The sequence below is a fragment of the Pseudomonas sp. HK3 genome, assembly GCF_052920985.1.
Genome location: NZ_JBREXD010000001.1, coordinates 727566 through 744515 on the forward strand (window position 1 = coordinate 727566; position 16950 = coordinate 744515).

General features: G+C 43.0%; 12 protein-coding genes and 2 pseudogenes. 6 read left to right on the forward strand and 8 right to left on the reverse strand.

Annotated features, from left to right (window positions below; genetic code table 11):
* Nucleotides 1-94: 94 nt before the first annotated feature.
* The 3 genes from ACU6U9_RS03465 to ACU6U9_RS03475 form a co-directional block, all read right to left on the reverse strand.
* Nucleotides 95-949 (reverse strand): sugar nucleotide-binding protein, encoded by an 855-nt coding sequence (locus ACU6U9_RS03465; RefSeq protein ID WP_446733690.1) that lies wholly within the window; start codon nt 947-949, stop codon nt 95-97.
* A 224-nt stretch (nt 950-1173) separates the two neighbouring features.
* Nucleotides 1174-4296, reverse strand: coding sequence for an efflux RND transporter permease subunit (locus ACU6U9_RS03470; protein WP_446733691.1), 3123 nt, complete (start codon nt 4294-4296; stop codon nt 1174-1176).
* Complete coding sequence (locus ACU6U9_RS03475) at nt 4293-5450, reverse strand: efflux RND transporter periplasmic adaptor subunit (protein ID WP_446733692.1); 1158 nt, start codon at nt 5448-5450, stop codon at nt 4293-4295. Before ACU6U9_RS03475 ends, ACU6U9_RS03470 begins: the two co-directional genes overlap by 4 nt.
* A gap of 283 nt (nt 5451-5733) precedes the next feature.
* Between ACU6U9_RS03475 and ACU6U9_RS03480 the strand changes: the two genes are divergently transcribed.
* A complete protein-coding gene (locus tag ACU6U9_RS03480; protein WP_446733693.1) occupies nt 5734-6504 on the forward strand; it encodes a substrate-binding periplasmic protein in 771 nt (256 codons plus the stop codon).
* A gap of 135 nt (nt 6505-6639) precedes the next feature.
* On the opposite strand, the pseudogene ACU6U9_RS03485 reads toward ACU6U9_RS03480, so the two are convergent.
* The 4 genes and pseudogenes from ACU6U9_RS03485 to ACU6U9_RS03500 form a co-directional block, all read right to left on the reverse strand.
* Nucleotides 6640-7024: pseudogene (locus tag ACU6U9_RS03485) on the reverse strand (RidA family protein).
* 198 nt (nt 7025-7222) lie between these two features.
* Nucleotides 7223-8782 carry a BCCT family transporter gene (locus ACU6U9_RS03490; RefSeq protein WP_446733694.1) on the reverse strand — a complete coding sequence of 520 codons (1560 nt, stop codon included), beginning with the start codon at nt 8780-8782 and terminating at the stop codon, nt 7223-7225.
* Between the two features lie 92 nt (nt 8783-8874).
* Nucleotides 8875-9867: a dipeptidase gene (locus ACU6U9_RS03495; RefSeq protein ID WP_446733695.1), complete on the reverse strand. Its 993-nt coding sequence runs from the start codon at nt 9865-9867 to the stop codon at nt 8875-8877.
* Between the two features lie 13 nt (nt 9868-9880).
* Complete coding sequence (locus ACU6U9_RS03500) at nt 9881-11326, reverse strand: aldehyde dehydrogenase family protein (protein WP_446733696.1); 1446 nt, start codon at nt 11324-11326, stop codon at nt 9881-9883.
* A 93-nt stretch (nt 11327-11419) separates the two neighbouring features.
* Here ACU6U9_RS03500 and ACU6U9_RS03505 point away from each other — a divergent pair, with 93 nt between their 5' ends.
* From ACU6U9_RS03505 to ACU6U9_RS03525, 5 genes and pseudogenes are all read left to right on the forward strand, one after another.
* Nucleotides 11420-12313 (forward strand): LysR family transcriptional regulator, encoded by an 894-nt coding sequence (locus ACU6U9_RS03505; protein ID WP_446733697.1) that lies wholly within the window; start codon nt 11420-11422, stop codon nt 12311-12313.
* A 239-nt stretch (nt 12314-12552) separates the two neighbouring features.
* Nucleotides 12553-14274: a hypothetical protein gene (locus ACU6U9_RS03510; RefSeq protein ID WP_446733698.1), complete on the forward strand. Its 1722-nt coding sequence runs from the start codon at nt 12553-12555 to the stop codon at nt 14272-14274.
* The gene (locus ACU6U9_RS03515) at nt 14274-15020 is read left to right on the forward strand and encodes a DUF3726 domain-containing protein (protein ID WP_446733699.1); all 747 of its coding nucleotides are present in this window, start codon (nt 14274-14276) and stop codon (nt 15018-15020) included. The genes ACU6U9_RS03510 and ACU6U9_RS03515 overlap by 1 nt, the downstream gene beginning before the upstream one ends.
* A gap of 37 nt (nt 15021-15057) precedes the next feature.
* Complete coding sequence (locus ACU6U9_RS03520) at nt 15058-15450, forward strand: TSUP family transporter (RefSeq protein WP_446733700.1); 393 nt, start codon at nt 15058-15060, stop codon at nt 15448-15450.
* 376 nt (nt 15451-15826) lie between these two features.
* Nucleotides 15827-16107 (forward strand): annotated as a pseudogene (locus tag ACU6U9_RS03525) (integrase core domain-containing protein); the annotation flags it as partial.
* A 93-nt stretch (nt 16108-16200) separates the two neighbouring features.
* Here ACU6U9_RS03525 and ACU6U9_RS03530 read toward each other — a convergent pair.
* A complete protein-coding gene (locus tag ACU6U9_RS03530) occupies nt 16201-16839 on the reverse strand; it encodes a single-stranded DNA-binding protein (RefSeq protein WP_446733701.1) in 639 nt (212 codons plus the stop codon).
* Nucleotides 16840-16950 lie beyond the last annotated feature (111 nt).

The window sequence follows — 16950 nt, forward strand, 5'->3', positions numbered from 1 at the left end:
ATGCTCTCCTTATGCTGATGGGTTCAGTATAACGAGAGCCCCCGATCAATAAGGGCCATTTATTCGATGACACGTATCGAAGAGTTAAATGGAACTATTTTTTCAAATAACGCTTTTTAAGAATACGCGAAAGCGCTTGGCGCCAAGGCTTAGGTTTAATACCAAAGGTATACAGCAGCTTTTTGGTCGCAAGCTTGGGCGTTGATTCAGCAAACAAACAGTTCATTTGATTACTGGCATCCGCGACGATGCGTTGTAAATTAATGTCTTCATACTGCCGTGCTTCAGCAACGACAACTTCTGCAAATTTAAACAAAGTGGTAGGTTCGGCACTGCAATAATGATAAGTGCCCCATAGATCGGCGTAACGACACTGGTTCACCATGGCAAGCAACACAGACGCAATATCGCAAGCCGATGTGGGGCACAAGAACTTACTATCCGAAAGATTGAGCTGCTCATTGTTTTGCGCAAGCTCTAACAACTTACTGACCGAGTCTTCACCTTGAGAGCTAAACAGCCAACCAATACGCACCAGTAAATGATGTTCAAGGGAACTGCGGATCGCCGTTTCGACGGCCAACACCTGCTGCCCTGATTCCGTTTTTGGCTGAGGTTCATCTTCTTCAGCAAATATCTCGCCGTCTTGATAAGCAAACACTTCATTACTGGAGATTTGCACCAACGCAATTTTTAACGCGGCACAGCATTGACTAAGCACACTGGCAATATGAGCAGACGTACCGCTAGGCCCCGGGCTCATGCAGTTAATCAAGAATTGAGGCGTCAGTTCAGATAAGCGCGCCTGTACCTTACTTTGGTCAGTGAGGTCCCAGTCGGTGCTGTGAATGGCATGCAAAGAGATGTTGTTCGCTTGAGCCTGCTCAGTCACTGCGCGCCCAACCGAGTTCTCTGCGCCCAAGATCACAAGGTGAAATGGTGTTTTCATAAACAATCGATACATGCCTAAATTCGAGGAGTCAAAATGTAGCAATAATCCCAAGACAAAACCAGCATCAACCCCACTGTCGCAGGCTATTGTGCTGGTTTTAAAGGCTAAATAAGCGTCCGAGAGCGCACCTAAATTAAGGCGCTCATTATTAAGTGCGCTAAATGATCTCGCTTGTATCTTGTAAAGGCGTCTTTGAGAAGGCGTCTGTGAGTCTGAGCATTCTAATCACGAACCGTACTTTCAGGTTCAACAACGCTCGCTTTATTACTCCCCCTACCTTCTAGCAATACATACAGAGTTGGTAACAATAGCAAACAAACAAAAGTGGTGAACAAAATACCAAAACCCAGCGATACCGCCATTGGTGTAATGAATTTGGCTTGCCGTGAGGTTTCAAACACCATGGGTGCCAAGCCACCAAATGTGGTTAATGTGGTTAATAAAATCGGGCGGAAACGGCGCTCGGCCGCATCCATAATGGCTTGTTTAGCGCTAATCCCTTCGCGCCTTAACTGATTTGCATAATCCACCAAGATTAAACTGTCATTTACAACAACGCCGCACAGAGCCAACATCCCCATAATGGCAATGATCGATAACCCATAATTTAAAACCAACAACCCCGCCAACGAACCAACAATACCAAATGGTATGACGGCCATAATCAGTAACGGTTGTTTATAACTTTTAAACGGTATCGCTAATAAAATATAAATCGCCATCAAGGTAAAAAATAATCCATTTAATAAACTGGATTTGCTTTCTTGTTCGTCCGCTTGTCGCCCGCCGTAGCCCATTTTTAAACCTGGGTACTTTTGTTGCAACGTCGGAATATACTCTTGCTGTAATGTGTCCTGCAAATTGGGAATCAACGAACGAGGCTCCACTGCCGCACTCACACTCACCAAGCGCTGTCCCTGCTTACGTTCAATTAACGTTGGCGCAACGCTTTTTTCTAAATTGGCAATTTGTATCAACGGCACCCGAGCACCGTTAGGTGTTAATATTGATAGCTGTTCGATATCGGTTTGATAGCGACGTTCTTCTTCAGGTAAGCGCACTAATACCGTTACTTCATTTTTTCCCCGTTGTTGGCGCACCGCTCGTGCACCATATAAGGCCGCTCGCACTTGGCTTGCTACATCCGTTGCGGTTAAACCTAAACTACGCCCTTGGTTATTCAATTGAATATCCCATTGCGGTTTGCCACTGGTAAAACTACTGGCCACGTCTTTTACGCCACTAAGCGATTCTAAAATAGCACTTAATTCGTCGCTGACTTGCTTGAGTGTTTCGGTATTACTGCCGCGTAGCTCCATGGTAAATGGACGCCCACTCACTGGGCCACCGCCACGTTCGGCATCAAAGCTCACACTCTTTGCACCCGCCACATCCCCTAGCGCATCTCGCCACATGGTCACCACTTCGTTAGTTGTATGCGGGCGATTATCACCAGACGATAACCGTGCATCTACTTCTAAGGAGGTACCTGAGATTTCAGATGTCGTGCTAATTAAAAAGTCACCATTATTTTTTTCGATGGGCGCCATAATTTGATTCAACGCCTGCTCTGCTTGTTCGCGCGCTTTAATCATTTGGCTAACCGGTGCGTTTTGCGGCATCTCAATTTCTAATACCGCTGACTCACCTTCTAATACAGGAAACATAGAGAATCCCATACGCCCACTAATAGGAAATGCCAGTATTACCATAGAAAAAGCAATGGCAATCGATAAGGTCAGCCCTGGACTATTTAAACTTTTTTCAAGCATTGGCCGATATCGATTGTGAATCGTACGACGTAACCAACCGTCTACTTTAAGTTGGATACTATCCAGTTTTTGGCCAAGTTTAGAATCTGGCTTTTCTTTTAGGTGAGAAATATGCGCAGGTAGAATAAATAACGCTTCAACCCAAGAGATCACAAAACACATGACAACCACGGCAGGAATTACCATCATGGCTTTCCCCATTCCACCCGGCAAAAAGAATAACGGCATGAATGCCACGATGTTCGTCAAAATGGCAAAACTTAAGGGTATCGAAACTTCTTTCGCCCCATAAATTGCCGCATCAATTCGAGACATGCCTTTATCGAGATTTTCATAAATATTTTCACCGGCAATAATGGCATCGTCCACCACAATCCCTAAAGAGATAATAAAAGCAAACATAGAGATCATATTGATCGACACATCAAACGCGGGCAAAAACACCATGGCGCCCAAGAATGAAGTGGGGATGCCCATGGTGACCCAAAACGCTAAACGGTATTCTAAAAAAATACCCAATAATATAAATACCAGTAACAAACCAATCACAGCGTTTTTAATTAATAGCCCTAAACGATCTTTATATAATTGGGCATCATCATCCGTAACCGTTAAATGCATACCCGGTGGCAACATAGCTTCTAATTCATCCCACATGCCATAAATCGAATCAGCAACTGTGGTGGGCGTTTGATCGCCTGCACGAAAAACCGATAAGCTCACACTATGACGCCCGTCTAAGGTGACGATATTTGGACTTTCTTCAAACCCTTCTTTTACGCTAGCCACATCGCCCAGTGTCAGCACCACACCATTGTCATCACTGATAAGAGGCAGCGCGGCAAAATCATCGGCCCAGTATTGGCGATCATTCAAGGTTACTAAAATATCACCGCCATCGGTTTTGACCGTGCCTGCGCCTTGCTCAATGGCATTCGCTGAAATCACTTGTGCCACTTGATTCAAACTTAACTGATATTTTTCTAGGGTTTGGCTATCAATTTCCACATGAATTTCTTCAGCGGGTGCGCCTTTTAATTTGACTTGGGTGACATGGGGCGAAGTTAATAATTTTTCTTTGACTTTTTCAGCTAATCGTTTCATTGCAAACTGATCAAGCCCACCATGCAAGGCGATATCCATTATGTCGTGCTGGCGAGCGACAATACTAATAATCGGTTGTTCCATTTGCACCGGAAACGTTGATATCCGGTTTACCGATTGCAAAACATCTTGATACATTTGTTGAAGGTCTTCACCTGATTCTATTTCTAAAAAGATACTGGCATAACCTTCTTGAATATTCGATGTGACCTCATCAATACCGCTTAATTCAGATAGTTCATTCTCAATAGGTAAAACAACACCTTGCTCCATTTCACTAGGCGTTGCGCCGGGGTAAACCACTCGCACCGACACCACATCAACAGTGAACTCGGGTAAAAATTCTTTTTTAATACTTAACGATGTCAGTAACCCACCAATTAATAATGCCAGCATCAATAAATTGGGTGCGATACCATGTCGAGCCATCCAAGAAATAGGGCCCTTCGTTAACTGCTCAAGATTCATAAGCTGGCCTCATCCGCGGCACGGTTTGCATCAACCGCAATACGTACAGGCATATTAGGCGCAGCAATTTGCAAGCGTGTTTGCAATGCTTGATCACCAGCTTGCGCATCAACATTCGCCCACAAGTGATAACGGCCTTTATAAACAATTTTAACATCACGCAATTGTAACTGGTCTTTATTATCAACAACCCATAGTTGGTTATTTTCATTTAATGCATCGTTCGATAATTGGTAAACGTTCTCTAATGCGCGCCCATACAACATCACATCAACATAATCGTTGTAACGAATTTGCGTGTCTTTAAAAGCATCACCCAATGGTTTTTTGATTGCAATAAGCACCCGTACTTGTCTATCCGCTGAATCGACTGCTGGTAGAATATGTTTAATTATGCCTTCACGATATTGATCACCCCATTGCTGAGGTTTGCTAATCAACACGGATTGAGTTTTATCTAAAACACCCACAAAATTTTGCGGCACTTTAACCTGCAACCAAAATTCAGAACTGTCTACCAGCTCGAATACCTCTGAACCAGCCGACACAAATGAGCCTTGGGTTAAGTTCATACTCATCACGTGACCATCAAATGGCATGCGCAGCTGTGTGCGTTCTAGATCTAATTGGGCTTTAGCTAAGTCGGCTTTAGCGATTTCAAGCGCGGCTTTACTGGCCGCTAATTGAGGGTCACGCAGTGCGAGGGATTTTGCGGTTTTATTTAACTGTAGGCCGGATAACTTATAATTGTTTTCAGCATTTTTTACCTGACCCATTTCAACATCTAAATTTGATTGCGCTTGTACCAATGCCGCTTGTCTCTGAGCCACAATAAAGCGGTAATTACGATCATCAATTTGACCAAGCACATCCCCTTTTTTCAACATGGCACCTGGCGCCGCCTGTTTATGAATCGAAACCACCTGCCCTGTCACTTGGGACATCAACTTTACACTGGGCTTCGCATTCACATTGCCACCCGTTTGCCAGCTTGGCCGATATGAGCCTGCGCTTAACGGCTCCACATCTACCAACGGAACCACTTTCTGCACGGTTTTCTTTTCAGGTTTTGGTGCGGTCTGAACCAATACGGTGGCTAATGCGCCCCCCAGTACCAAAACGATGACAACCGCGGCGCTCTTTTTAAACGACATGTGAGTTCCTACTTTAAATTGCTTACAACCAGACCTGTCTATAAAGGCCTGTTATCAATAACGAATCATTATGCGTGTGGACATTCAACCATAATAGAAGTTTTACACTTCTTTGTATTTTAGCCGATAATAGGTGCAAAAAACGCCATAAAGCGGTTTAGAATGTGAGTAATCCACTTACTTATGTGTATACGCAATAACAACCTAATATGGTTCTTTTATTTAGCTAACACCCTATTTCAACTATAATTATGGCAATTCTGTGTCTTGGGACTAGGTATAAATGAAGTGGCTAAAAACGATCAGTATATTATTTTTAATAAGCCTGCTTGTGCCTAGATATGCATTAAGTGAAGAGATCACAATTGCGGTAGGTGACTGGCCGCCCTATTTATCTAACAAACTAAAACACAATGGCGTTATCGGCCACCTGTTAACCGATGTATTTAGCGAAGTAGGCTATGACGTAAAGTTCACCTTCTTTCCATGGTCTAGGGCCTACAGTGTAACCAAGGTTGGCAAGCAAGACATGACCGGCGTTTGGATGCACAAACCTGAACGCGAAAAGGATTTTTACTACAGCGATCCCGTGCTAAATGAGCAGTTCGTTTTTTTTCATCTAAAAACCACCCCTTTTGATTGGAACACGTTAGAGGATTTACAAGGCGTCATGATTGGTGGCGGTAGTGAATATAGCTACGGTGTCGCTTTTGATGAAGCGCTTGAATCTGGTAAAATCGTCATCGAACGAGTACCAACACAATATCAAAACTGGAGAAAATTATTGCTGGGGCGTATTCAAGTTTTCCCTGAAGAAATGAACGTAGGTTACTCATCATTAAAACAGCACTACCCTGAAGAGAAAGTATCCCTTGTCACGCATCACCCCAAACCGCTTTTGAATAATTTAAGTTATCTGCTGTTCCCTAAAAGCGCAAATAACAGCCCAGTGCTCATGAAAAAATTCAACGCAGCACTTAAATCATTTCGCGAAAGCGGCCGCTATAACCTCTATTTTAAATCTTTTCATAATGGCTATTATGACGAGAAATGACCCCAGCCCATCATATCGCTCGCAGGGGCAAACTCGTGCGATATTGAATCTGCTATTAAATATACTTTTGTAATCGGAAGCAGTGTTAGCTTTATTTCGATATTTTTTCACTAAAATACCGTGTGTTTTAGAGCGTTAATTTTGATTAGGTACCACCGCATAAGCGACAACTTCGCATAACATTTCTTCTCTTGCCAAACCTGCCACTATCATTGCAGCACGGTTTGGGAAAGGAGCTGCAAAGTACTCTGCATAAACCTTATTAAATACTGGAAGTTGAGACCTATCGGTAACATAGATAAGCACTTGAGTGACATGGTCCATTGTCAATTCAGCCGCTTCAATCGTATGCTTTAGGTTATCCATTGTTTGGCGTGCTTGGGCTTCTATACCGCCTTCAACAACTTTACCTTCTTGGTCAATTTGGAATTTGAGCTGTCGATAGTTGCCCGTTAGCAATGACAGCCCATTCAAGTGGTGCTTTGGATGCGAAAAGGTCTGTTTTAACGGGTGTTTTGATTGGCTGAGCCATGGTCTTGGTGTGTCCTATGTGTTTTCTATAAATAGTGAACTCTGAAAACTGCAGAGTTTGCACCTAGAAAGGGAGCCGAGGCTCCCTTCTATTTATTGCTGTGCTTGTTATTGCCCTACCCAAAGGGCAAGGCTAAGCATTAATGGCTAGGCTCTTATAACTAGGCTCTCATAATTAGGTAATAGGTTATAAACCTTGTTCGTCTGCCATCTTCTTCGCAATTTGTGGTGCTGTCCAAAGTGATGGCAGTAGTACCAAAGAAACCGGTACGGCTGTGATCACGATGAAAGATTGCAAGGCTGAAATACCACCCGATCCAATCGATATAAGAAGTGCTGCGACAACACCCATCATGATGCCCCAGAAAACACGGATAGAGCTCTGTGGTTGGTCTGTCCCTGTCATAACCATAGATACTGCATAGGTCATAGAGTCACCTGTTGTTGCTACAAAGATAGTCGTCAAAATCAGGAACAATACAGAGATCAAGAAGCCCATCGGCAATTGTTCTGTGATAGCCAATAGTGCCGCTGGTAGGTTGAAACCTGTGAAAGGTTCAGAGATTACTCCAGGGTTTGCAATTTCAAACGCTAAGCCACTACCACCCACTATGGTGAACCAGAATGTTGTGATGATAGGTGCAACCACTGAGATCAATAGCACCATTTGACGAATGGTTCGACCACGTGAAATACGTGCAACAAACATGGCCATAAGTGGGCCGTAACCTAGGAACCAACCCCAAAAGAATACTGTCCACCAATCTAACCAACCAGGGCTTGCACGGAAGGTTGCCATTGGAATGAATTTATCAAGATAGATACCAAAAGACTGGATGTAGCTATCAATAATAAAGGCGGTTGGGCCAAACAAAAGAATGAAAGTCATCAAGACAACAGCAAGAATAACGTTGGCACGACTTAGAATTTGGATGCCTTTAGTCACACCACTTACCGCTGATAGGGTATAGATACTAATCAAAGATAATAGGATAACTAATTGCGTTGTGTAGGTATCAGGAATACCAAACAATTTTTCTAGACCGAAACTCACCTGTAGACCTAAAAAACCAATCGGACCAACTGTGCCCGCAACAACTGCTAATACGCAGCAAGAGTCAACAATGGCACCAAAAGGGCCGGTCATGACTTTATCGCCAAAGACAGGGTAAAGTAGGGTTCTTGGTTTAAGCGGTAGCCCTTTTTCATAATGAAGATACATAAAAACAATACCGGTTAAGCTACCCAGAATTGCCCATGCTAAAAAGCCCCAGTGCATAAAGCTTTGTGCCAATGCGTTGTAAGCAGCTTGTGCGCCCTCTGCTTCACCAAACAAGGGTGGTGCAGAGGTGAAATGAGCCATAGGTTCAGCTGCAGCCCAAAATACACCACCGCCTGCAAGCAGGGTACACATGATGATAGAAATCCACCTAAACGTAGATATTTCTGGCGCTTTGATACCTCCAAGTACAACCGCACCTGTGCGGCCAATGGCGAGGAATAAGCCAATAATAAAGGTGAGTAACAGCAGTATTTGCCAATAAGCGCCAAACAATTTGGTTGAAACAGCGAATGCTGAATTCACCCATGCCGACACCGTAGTGATGTCATATAATGCTGCAATTACAAAAAGTGCTAGGCCGCCACCACTGATAAAAAATACGGGTAAGTCTACTCCTGTGAGTAAACCAGTACCGCTGTTAGCAGGTTGATTAGACTGTAGGCCATCTTGAGAAACTCTACTCATGGTACTCTCCTGAAGGATATTTATTTTTATATTTATTGGGTTTATCCGTCGTTATTGAGCACGAATATCATGCTCAATAACTAGGGCTACCTTTAAGAGGCCTGAGGTGTTAACCCTTCATCAAAGAATCGTAACCAATTCTGGCCCATTATTTTTGCTACCTCAGTTTGATTAAAGCCTCTATTTAATAGGCCTTTAGTGAGATTTGGAAAATCTCGGCTATCCCTAAACCAAGTAAGAGGCTCCGGCCAATCCGCATTGGATTTAGACCCTTCTCCGTAATCCTTTGTTTTTGACCAACGACCATTTCGCATCCATTCAAGAATAGAAAGTGGTTGTTGCTGGCAAAGATCTGTCCCTATGCCAATATTGTCTATTCCCATTAAATCCGCTGTGTTAGCTATCATGTCGCAGAACTCATCAAGGCGGCAGTCTGATCCATTCTTAAGGTGGAAAGGATATAAACTGAAACCTAGTAAACCACCTGACTCAGCAAGGTTTTTAAGAACTAGATCTGACTTGTTGCGTTTTGCTTCATGGAAACTCAACGGATTAGCGTGGGAAATCACAATAGGTCGCTCTGATATTTCTATCGCATCAAGGGTGCTGCGTTCGCCGCTATGACTCATGTCGACTATCATGCCAACACGGTTCATTTCCTTGATTGCTTGTTTACCAAAGCGGGTGACACCGCTATCGACGGCCTCATAGCAACCGCAAGCCAGCAGACTTTGGTTGTTATAAGTCAGTTGCATGATCATAAGATTCAGCTCGCGCATTATCTCGATCATGGCAATGTCGTCTTCAATCGGTGAGCAATTCTGAGCGCCAAACATGATGCCAACACGGCCTGTTTGTTTGGCGATTCGAATATCATCAGCACAGCGAACCGGCATAATTAGGTCAGGATTACGCTCAAAATGCGTGTTCCACTCACCAATACGCAATAGGGTTTCGCGAATTTGTTCATGGTAAACAATGGTCGCATGTACCATGGTGACACCACCTTCTTTAAGCTGTAAGAAGATGTTTCTGTCCCAATTTGAGTATTGCAAACCATCGATGACGATAAGATCCTGATGCATGGTTCACCCCTTGTTATGCGCGCATATAAGTGGTTTTAACAACGGTGTAGAACTCTTTTGCGTAAGTTCCTTGCTCACGTGGACCAAAGCTTGAATCTTTACGTCCGCCAAATGGCACATGGTAATCTGTACCTGCTGTTGGCAGGTTGATCATGACGCAACCTGTTTTAGCATTGCGTTTAAAGTCGTTAGCGTATTTGAGAGAGGTTGTGCAAATGCCACCCGTTAGACCAAAGTTTGTATCATTCAGTGTGTTTAGTGCTTCTGCGTAATCAGCCACCTTGATGATGCAAGCGATAGGCGCAAACGCTTCTTCACGGTTGATTGTCATTTGGTTCGTAGTGTTAGTGAAAAGCGCTGGTTGCATGTAGTAACCATCTGCTTCTTCTGTTAATACTTCACCACCGTATGCCAATTCGCCGCCTTCTTTCTTAGCAAGCTCAAGGTAAGATAGGTTCTGTTCCATTTGACGAGCATCCGCAACTGCGCCGATATGAACACCTTCTTTAAGAGGATGGCCCACAACCAGTTTCTTCATGCGCTCAATCATTTTGGCAACAAACTCGTCATGAATACCTTCAGTGACGATTAGACGTGAAGAGGCTGTACATTTTTGACCTGTGCCACCGTAAGCACCACCAACAGCGCATTCAACCGCATTATCAATGTCAGCATCATCTAGAACGATCAGCGCATTTTTACTGCCCATTTCTAGTTGGCATTTGATCAGGTTAACCGCTGTTGCTACTGCAACTTTTCGTCCTGTTTCAAGTGAACCTGTGAATGTCAGTGCGTTGATATTTTTAGAGTGGATAAGCGTATCGCCTACTTCAGCACCGGGACCCATTACTAGGTTTACTGTGCCTGCTGGCAGACCTTGGCGAGAAAGGATTTCTGTCAACGCCCAAGCGCTCGCGGGTACTTGGCTGGCGGGTTTCCAAACGACTGAGTTACCGTATGCAAGTGCTGGTGCAATTTTCCAAGCGCCTGTAGCAGTCGGGAAGTTCCAAGGCGTGATGATACCCACCACCCCCACTGGCTCACGGCGAGTTTCGATTTCAACACCAGGGCGGACTGAATCAGCTGTTTCACCCATTTGACGAAGTACTTCAGCCGCGTAGTAGTGGAAGAATTGACCTGAGCGATATGTTTCGCCAGCGCCTTCTGCCAGTGTCTTACCTTCTTCACGGGCAAGCAATTCACCTAACTCGTCTTTACGAGCAATCAATTCATCACCAATGGCCATCAAAACTGAATATCTTTGTTCTAGACCACTTTTTTCCCATTCAGCTTGGCCTTGCTTAGCCGCTTCGATAGCAACCAGTGTTTGTGCTTTATCTGCCTGAGCATAAGTACCAATGATATCTTTGGTGTCGGCTGGACTAATGTTGTCTATATTATCTTTATTGCCATCAACCCATTCACCGGCGATGTAATTACGAAAAACTGAATCGGACATGATCTACTCCTATGCGGTATTGGCTTCATATTAGTGCTCATGGTTTAATAATAAAAATTAATAATTAATATTAAGTGATAAGATTTTTTTATTATGATGCCAGAACTTAAGATTACTCAACTGCGTCACTTTGTATGGGTTGCTGAACTCAAAGGCTTTCATGTGGCGGCTGAACGAGCCCATAGAACTCAGCCGGCGATTTCTTTGTCGATAAAAGATTTGGAAGCAAAGCTGGGTGAACCGGTGTTTGAGAAACACAAAACAAAATCGGCCAAAGCTGAACTGACACCATTTGGTAAATTGTTTTTACCTAAAGCAAAAGAGCTAATTGCTCATCATGATCGTATTACGCAGGACATGATGTTGATGGCAGATCATAAAGCAGGCCATATTCGATTAGCGTCTGTACCGTCCATTGCTAGTCAGGTATTGCCTGAACTATTGCTTGAATTTGTTGCAGATGCCCCAGAATTGAATGTCAGCTTTTTTGATGATAATTCAGATGCCGTGCTTAAAATGGTTGAAAAACAGCAGGTCGATTTTGGTATTGCCAGTTTGTTTCACGAAGAGGAGCACCCAGATAAAACCTTTAATGGTATTTGGGAAGACCAAATTGGCGTTGTTTGCCCTAAAGATCATCCGTTAGCAGAGCATAAAGGGGTTCACTGGAAAACCTTGTTAGAGCACCGATTTATTCGTAACGGAACCTCTCGTCTTTTAGAAGACACCGAAGCAAGCCCTTTATTAGGTCGCTCACAGTTTTACATTTCGAATATGATTTCTTTAATTGCCATGCTAGAAGCCGGTGTGGGAATTACGACCTTACCTCGATATGCCTTCCCGAAAGAGAGTAGCACTTTATGCTTCATTCCTTTGGATACCCCCTTTGTTGTACGAAAAATTGGTTTAGTACAGCTTAATAATAAGTCGTTATCGCCTGCAGCGAGTGCCTTGGTTGATTTCATTTTAAGCAAGGCAAAGCGCTAGTTGGCGAGGTTTGCTTAATACTAATCGAAGAAATGAAATAAGCGCATTTTAAAAAAAAGGCTCAAAGCTAGTAAAAGTAATGGTTTAAATGGTTTTGATTAGAAAATCTTATCTAACGATAGAGCTTTTTGATTTGATGACATAGGTTGCATGGTCAATGATGCAGAACATAAAGTGAAACATAAATGTCCATTCATAAGGACATATAGTGCAACCAATTCATATAGAGAGTGTTCACCATGACGACGCCTGCTGCAATTGAATTCTCATTAAAAGGGAACAATGCGTTGCCACTTAGGCCAATAGATCAAGTGATGAACTTGGAGCGCTTAGGCGCAATGCACCAAAGCCGCTTGAGCTTTATGCGTATTCTTGTTCGCCATGTCATGCGTGAGCGTTGGCAGATACATATGACGACTCAAGACCTGAATGACGAAGGTTATGGGACGGTTATTTATGAAGTTCAAACTCCTCATGATTTGTTTAGCTTTGTAATCTTCTCCGACTACTTATCCGCGGATGAACGAAATGACAGAGTAATTGCCTCAAAATGGGACTTAACCATGGCGTTGGTCGCAGGCAAGGTCGATGAGATGTATGTCGAAAATTTGCGTCAAAATGTTCCTAAGCAAGAAGCTGGCCGCGTTGATTCACGTGTGTTTGTCCTTTCTCGTGCTAACCGAAGCGCACGTAATTTTGATTATGTGGTTGATCAATTAGCAACAGGCGGCCAACCAGACATCAAAAAAATTGCCAAAGTAGGCTATCTCTATCGTACTACAGCTGTATATGGCAGCGGTAAATTGGGGATGGCAGATTGGGAGAAGGTCTCGACTCGCTGGCCTGATTTTGCAAGGCCTTTTTCTGCTGAGATGTTTGTTTGTTTTATGCTAAGAAATTTTAGCCTTTTTCAAGCAGATCATATTGCTCAAAAACGATCTCCCCAACACTATAACCCAATGAAACCAGAGATTAAGCGCTCTTTTGGTATTGGTAATTCGACGGGTTTAGGCATGGCACCTTACCTGATGAACCATCCATTGTTAATTAACCAATGGGTTGAAATGAGAGAACTTGCCTTGGCAAGGGTTAGGCAATTAGGCCTTTATGATGAGCAAGCTAAAGATAAGCTTAATCGTTTAATTAACCGTGTTCAGAATCATATGGCTGAAACCGAAACGGAAGACGAATGGCAAAGTCAGAATAATATTGATGTTTTAGCTGACCTTGATTTATTAAAGCAGCGCTTAGACGTTGGCTTAGACAGCTGGAATAGTTTGATACTTTGGAGTGAAGATAAATGCTCCTTACAAGGGCAAGAACTTTTAGTGTCATTATTACTTGAGCTTTACCCTGAGTTAGTGGATGACCTTGAAAATTATCATGGCTCTGAAGAGTTTTTAGATTTAGATCCGGTCATGCCCGTTCAGACGCTAAAGCAAGTAATAGAAACCCGTTATGCTTGGGCGCTTAAAATTGATTTTAGTGAGAGTGGTTCTCGCGATATTTTTTGGTATCGCTCAGAAGAAAAGATGGAACCACGTTTAGGTCAAGCAGCATCTGAAAAAGGCAAAGACAAACAAATGGCATTAGGGGTGGGTTATGCCGTGCGTAAATGTTACGACCAATTATGTGAATACATCACTGTTTACCCTGAACATTCAACTGCTCGTTTCATGGTAACGAAACCAAAGCTTAGGGGTATTGTTAGACGCATACAAAGTATGAACCGTTGTGTCTATGGTGATATTCAAGCCAATTTATTAGACAAAAATGTCCTACCTATGCATCTTCTGAGAGCTAAATTAGCCTTCTTTGGCGTAAGTAAGTTTGACCCAAGATCCAAGCTTTGGGTGCGTAATACCATGTTTCAAGGCGCCCCTCTTTTAGAAGATATCGGTACCAGTTTTAACGATGATTGGTTTATGCCCTTTTCGGCAAAAGCAGAGGAGAGTCTCTAATGCATGTTTCTATGAATGAGTTAAAAGCCGCATTGCGCCGCTGTTTTGAAGCGGCTAACTATTTTGTTGGTAACTATGAAGATGCTGCCAATATGATTTTATGGTTAGAAAAGCACGGGTTAAATGGTCTTCAAGAATTACAACGCACTTTGCACTATATAAAAGAAGATAGAAGCAAAGATATGAGTACTGTGATTTATGAAGACAGCACATCTGCCATTATTGATAGCCATGGACGCAGTGCTTTGAATTGTATTGCTTCTGCTGTGGACCTTGCTCATGCTAAAGCCCTTGAGTGTGGTATTGCCACTATCAGTGTACATAACTGTCATAACCGTAAATTTATTCTCAAAGCCCTAACAGATTGCGGACGTCGTGGTATCAGCGTGGTCGCTTATTGGCGTAACGGCAGTGATTCAGTCACTGAATACACTGCCGCCATTAATGCGGGCGCACGTTATCCTTCTTTTAGCCAAGCAATTACGAATCTTGAAAGCAATGATCAGGATAAGCAGGCTTTAACCATTATTTGTAGCTCTCGTGTAGACCTTACCTCATCGCTACAAAACTCAAGTGATCATCAATCTAGATTTCATATGAGCGCAAAAGAAATTGCTAAGATGAAAGAAAAAAGCATAGATAATGGTATCGAGATAGACGCTAAACTTTGGCAAGAAATTAACCAAATTGGTGCCGAAGTTTTGGTTGAGAATTCTGATCAATCAAGACAAGGTGCAGGTGCTTGACCTTTATAACTTATTAGCCAGTAAAAGAGTGTATTAGATGCTCTCTTTTGCTTCTCTACATTATGCGTCGATAGATTGTGTTTCACTTGTTATTGTTGCGTTAGGGATTCTTGTTCAAGCAAGAGTTGGTATAGGCTTTGCGCTAATTAGCGCGCCGATACTCTTTCTTATTAATCCTGCTTTTATGCCAGGACCAATATTAATCTTAGGCTTTGTTTTATCCCTATTGTTATTTTTGAGTGAGAAACAAGCTCTTTCCCTCGCTTTAGTACTGCCTGCTGTCATTGCTCGATTACCAGGTTCTTGGGTGGCTATCTTGGTATTAGCATACCTTCCTCAATGGTTATTAAGCCTGATGATAGGTTTAAGTCTTTTATGTGCTTCATTTTTTTCTCTCATGAAGGTTTCTGATCACTTTAAACCGATTTAATTTGTTCTGCGCAGGGTTTATTTCGGGTTTTACCGGCACGATTACGTCAATTGGTGGGCCAGTGATGGCGCTAATGTATCAAAACCAAGCACCATTAAAGGCGAGACAAGCCTTGATTAGCTTTTTTCTAATTGGAACACCTATCTCAATTATCTTGTTGATTCTATCGGGCTCAATGAGCCAGGAAGCTTATATTTTGAGTATCAAAATGCTGCCTGGTGTTTTAATCGGTTTTTTATGTTCGCGTTATCATAGGTTCGCTTCAATTTTACCTTCTAAGAAAGTATTAATATTACTGTCGAGTATTTCTGCTCTCGTTATTATTTTTAAAAGTATCATTTGATTTTTTAAAAATCAGAAAAATGACTTTACGTCCGCTTTTGAAACTAGAGGCAGACCAAAAGGTTTAATGTTTCACTCAGATCAAGACTGTCATTACACCAACTTAAAGTACCAACAAACATTATGACCCTTACAAATTAAGCAAAGCATGAGTCATCGCGGAAACTGCTGGGATAATGCGCCTATGGAAAGATTTTTCGAAACGTTAAAACAGAATGGATGCTATCGACAGGTTATCAATCATTTTCTGAAACAAGAACAGAAGTGTCTCGATACATAACCGGTTATTACAGTCGTTACAGACCACATACTTTTACCTTTACACTCTTATTTTAAAGCACATACAAAAAAGCCCCATTTAATAGGGGCTTAGTAGCTATTCTTTACAAATTAAGTCTTAGGTAATTCCTAGAAAGGAATATCGTCATCAAAATCATCAAACGCATTGCTAGGCTGAGCTTGCGGCGCTTGTTGAGGAGCCTGTTGTGGGGCTTGGCGAGGCGCTTGTTGCGGCATACCTTGTGGCTGACCATAAGGTGCTGCAGGTGCTTGTTGTGGTGCCTGACCATATGCCGGGGCCGCTTGAGGCTGGGCATATTGTGGTTGCGCTTGCTGTGGCGCCTGTTGAGGAGCAGCTTGTTGAGGCGCTTGCGGCTTCATACCTTGGTTGGGTGCATAACCGCCACCCATGTTATTGCTATCGCCTGAGTTACGGCTGTCTAGCATGGTCATTTCGTTAACAATGATTTTGGTTGAGTAACGCTTAATGCCGTCTTTTTCGTATTCGTCGGTGCGTAGCTTGCCTTCAACGTACACTTTAGAGCCTTTTTTCAGGTATTCGCCCATAACTTCGGCTAAACGGCCAAACGCTTCAACGCGGTGCCATTCAGTCTTATCCACTTGTTGGCCCGTGTTACGGTCTTTGTAACCTTCATCGGTGGCAAGGCTTGCGCTGCACACTGCATTACCGTTTGGTAAGTAACGCATTTCAGGATCACGTCCTAATGTGCCAATGATGATGACTTTGTTGATAGACCCACGTGCCATATTTTTCTCTCCGTCAGTGTTCATGGGGCTTTCAGCCCGAACAACACATTAAATTCTGTTAGTCGCTGCAAAAAGCGTCCTGTCATAGCCACATATATGACGACAATCGGC

Coding starts and splice junctions, on each gene's coding strand:
- ACU6U9_RS03480 (WP_446733693.1), top strand. CDS start 5,734: ATGAAGTGGCTAAAAACGATCAGTATATTATTTTTAATAAGCCTGCTT.
- ACU6U9_RS03470 (WP_446733691.1), bottom strand. CDS start 4,296: ATGAATCTTGAGCAGTTAACGAAGGGCCCTATTTCTTGGATGGCTCGA.
- ACU6U9_RS03515 (WP_446733699.1), top strand. CDS start 14,274: ATGCATGTTTCTATGAATGAGTTAAAAGCCGCATTGCGCCGCTGTTTT.
- ACU6U9_RS03465 (WP_446733690.1), bottom strand. CDS start 949: ATGAAAACACCATTTCACCTTGTGATCTTGGGCGCAGAGAACTCGGTT.
- ACU6U9_RS03510 (WP_446733698.1), top strand. CDS start 12,553: ATGACGACGCCTGCTGCAATTGAATTCTCATTAAAAGGGAACAATGCG.
- ACU6U9_RS03500 (WP_446733696.1), bottom strand. CDS start 11,326: ATGTCCGATTCAGTTTTTCGTAATTACATCGCCGGTGAATGGGTTGAT.
- ACU6U9_RS03495 (WP_446733695.1), bottom strand. CDS start 9,867: ATGCATCAGGATCTTATCGTCATCGATGGTTTGCAATACTCAAATTGG.
- ACU6U9_RS03530 (WP_446733701.1), bottom strand. CDS start 16,839: ATGGCACGTGGGTCTATCAACAAAGTCATCATCATTGGCACATTAGGA.
- ACU6U9_RS03520 (WP_446733700.1), top strand. CDS start 15,058: ATGCTCTCTTTTGCTTCTCTACATTATGCGTCGATAGATTGTGTTTCA.
- ACU6U9_RS03475 (WP_446733692.1), bottom strand. CDS start 5,450: ATGTCGTTTAAAAAGAGCGCCGCGGTTGTCATCGTTTTGGTACTGGGG.
- ACU6U9_RS03490 (WP_446733694.1), bottom strand. CDS start 8,782: ATGAGTAGAGTTTCTCAAGATGGCCTACAGTCTAATCAACCTGCTAAC.
- ACU6U9_RS03505 (WP_446733697.1), top strand. CDS start 11,420: ATGATGCCAGAACTTAAGATTACTCAACTGCGTCACTTTGTATGGGTT.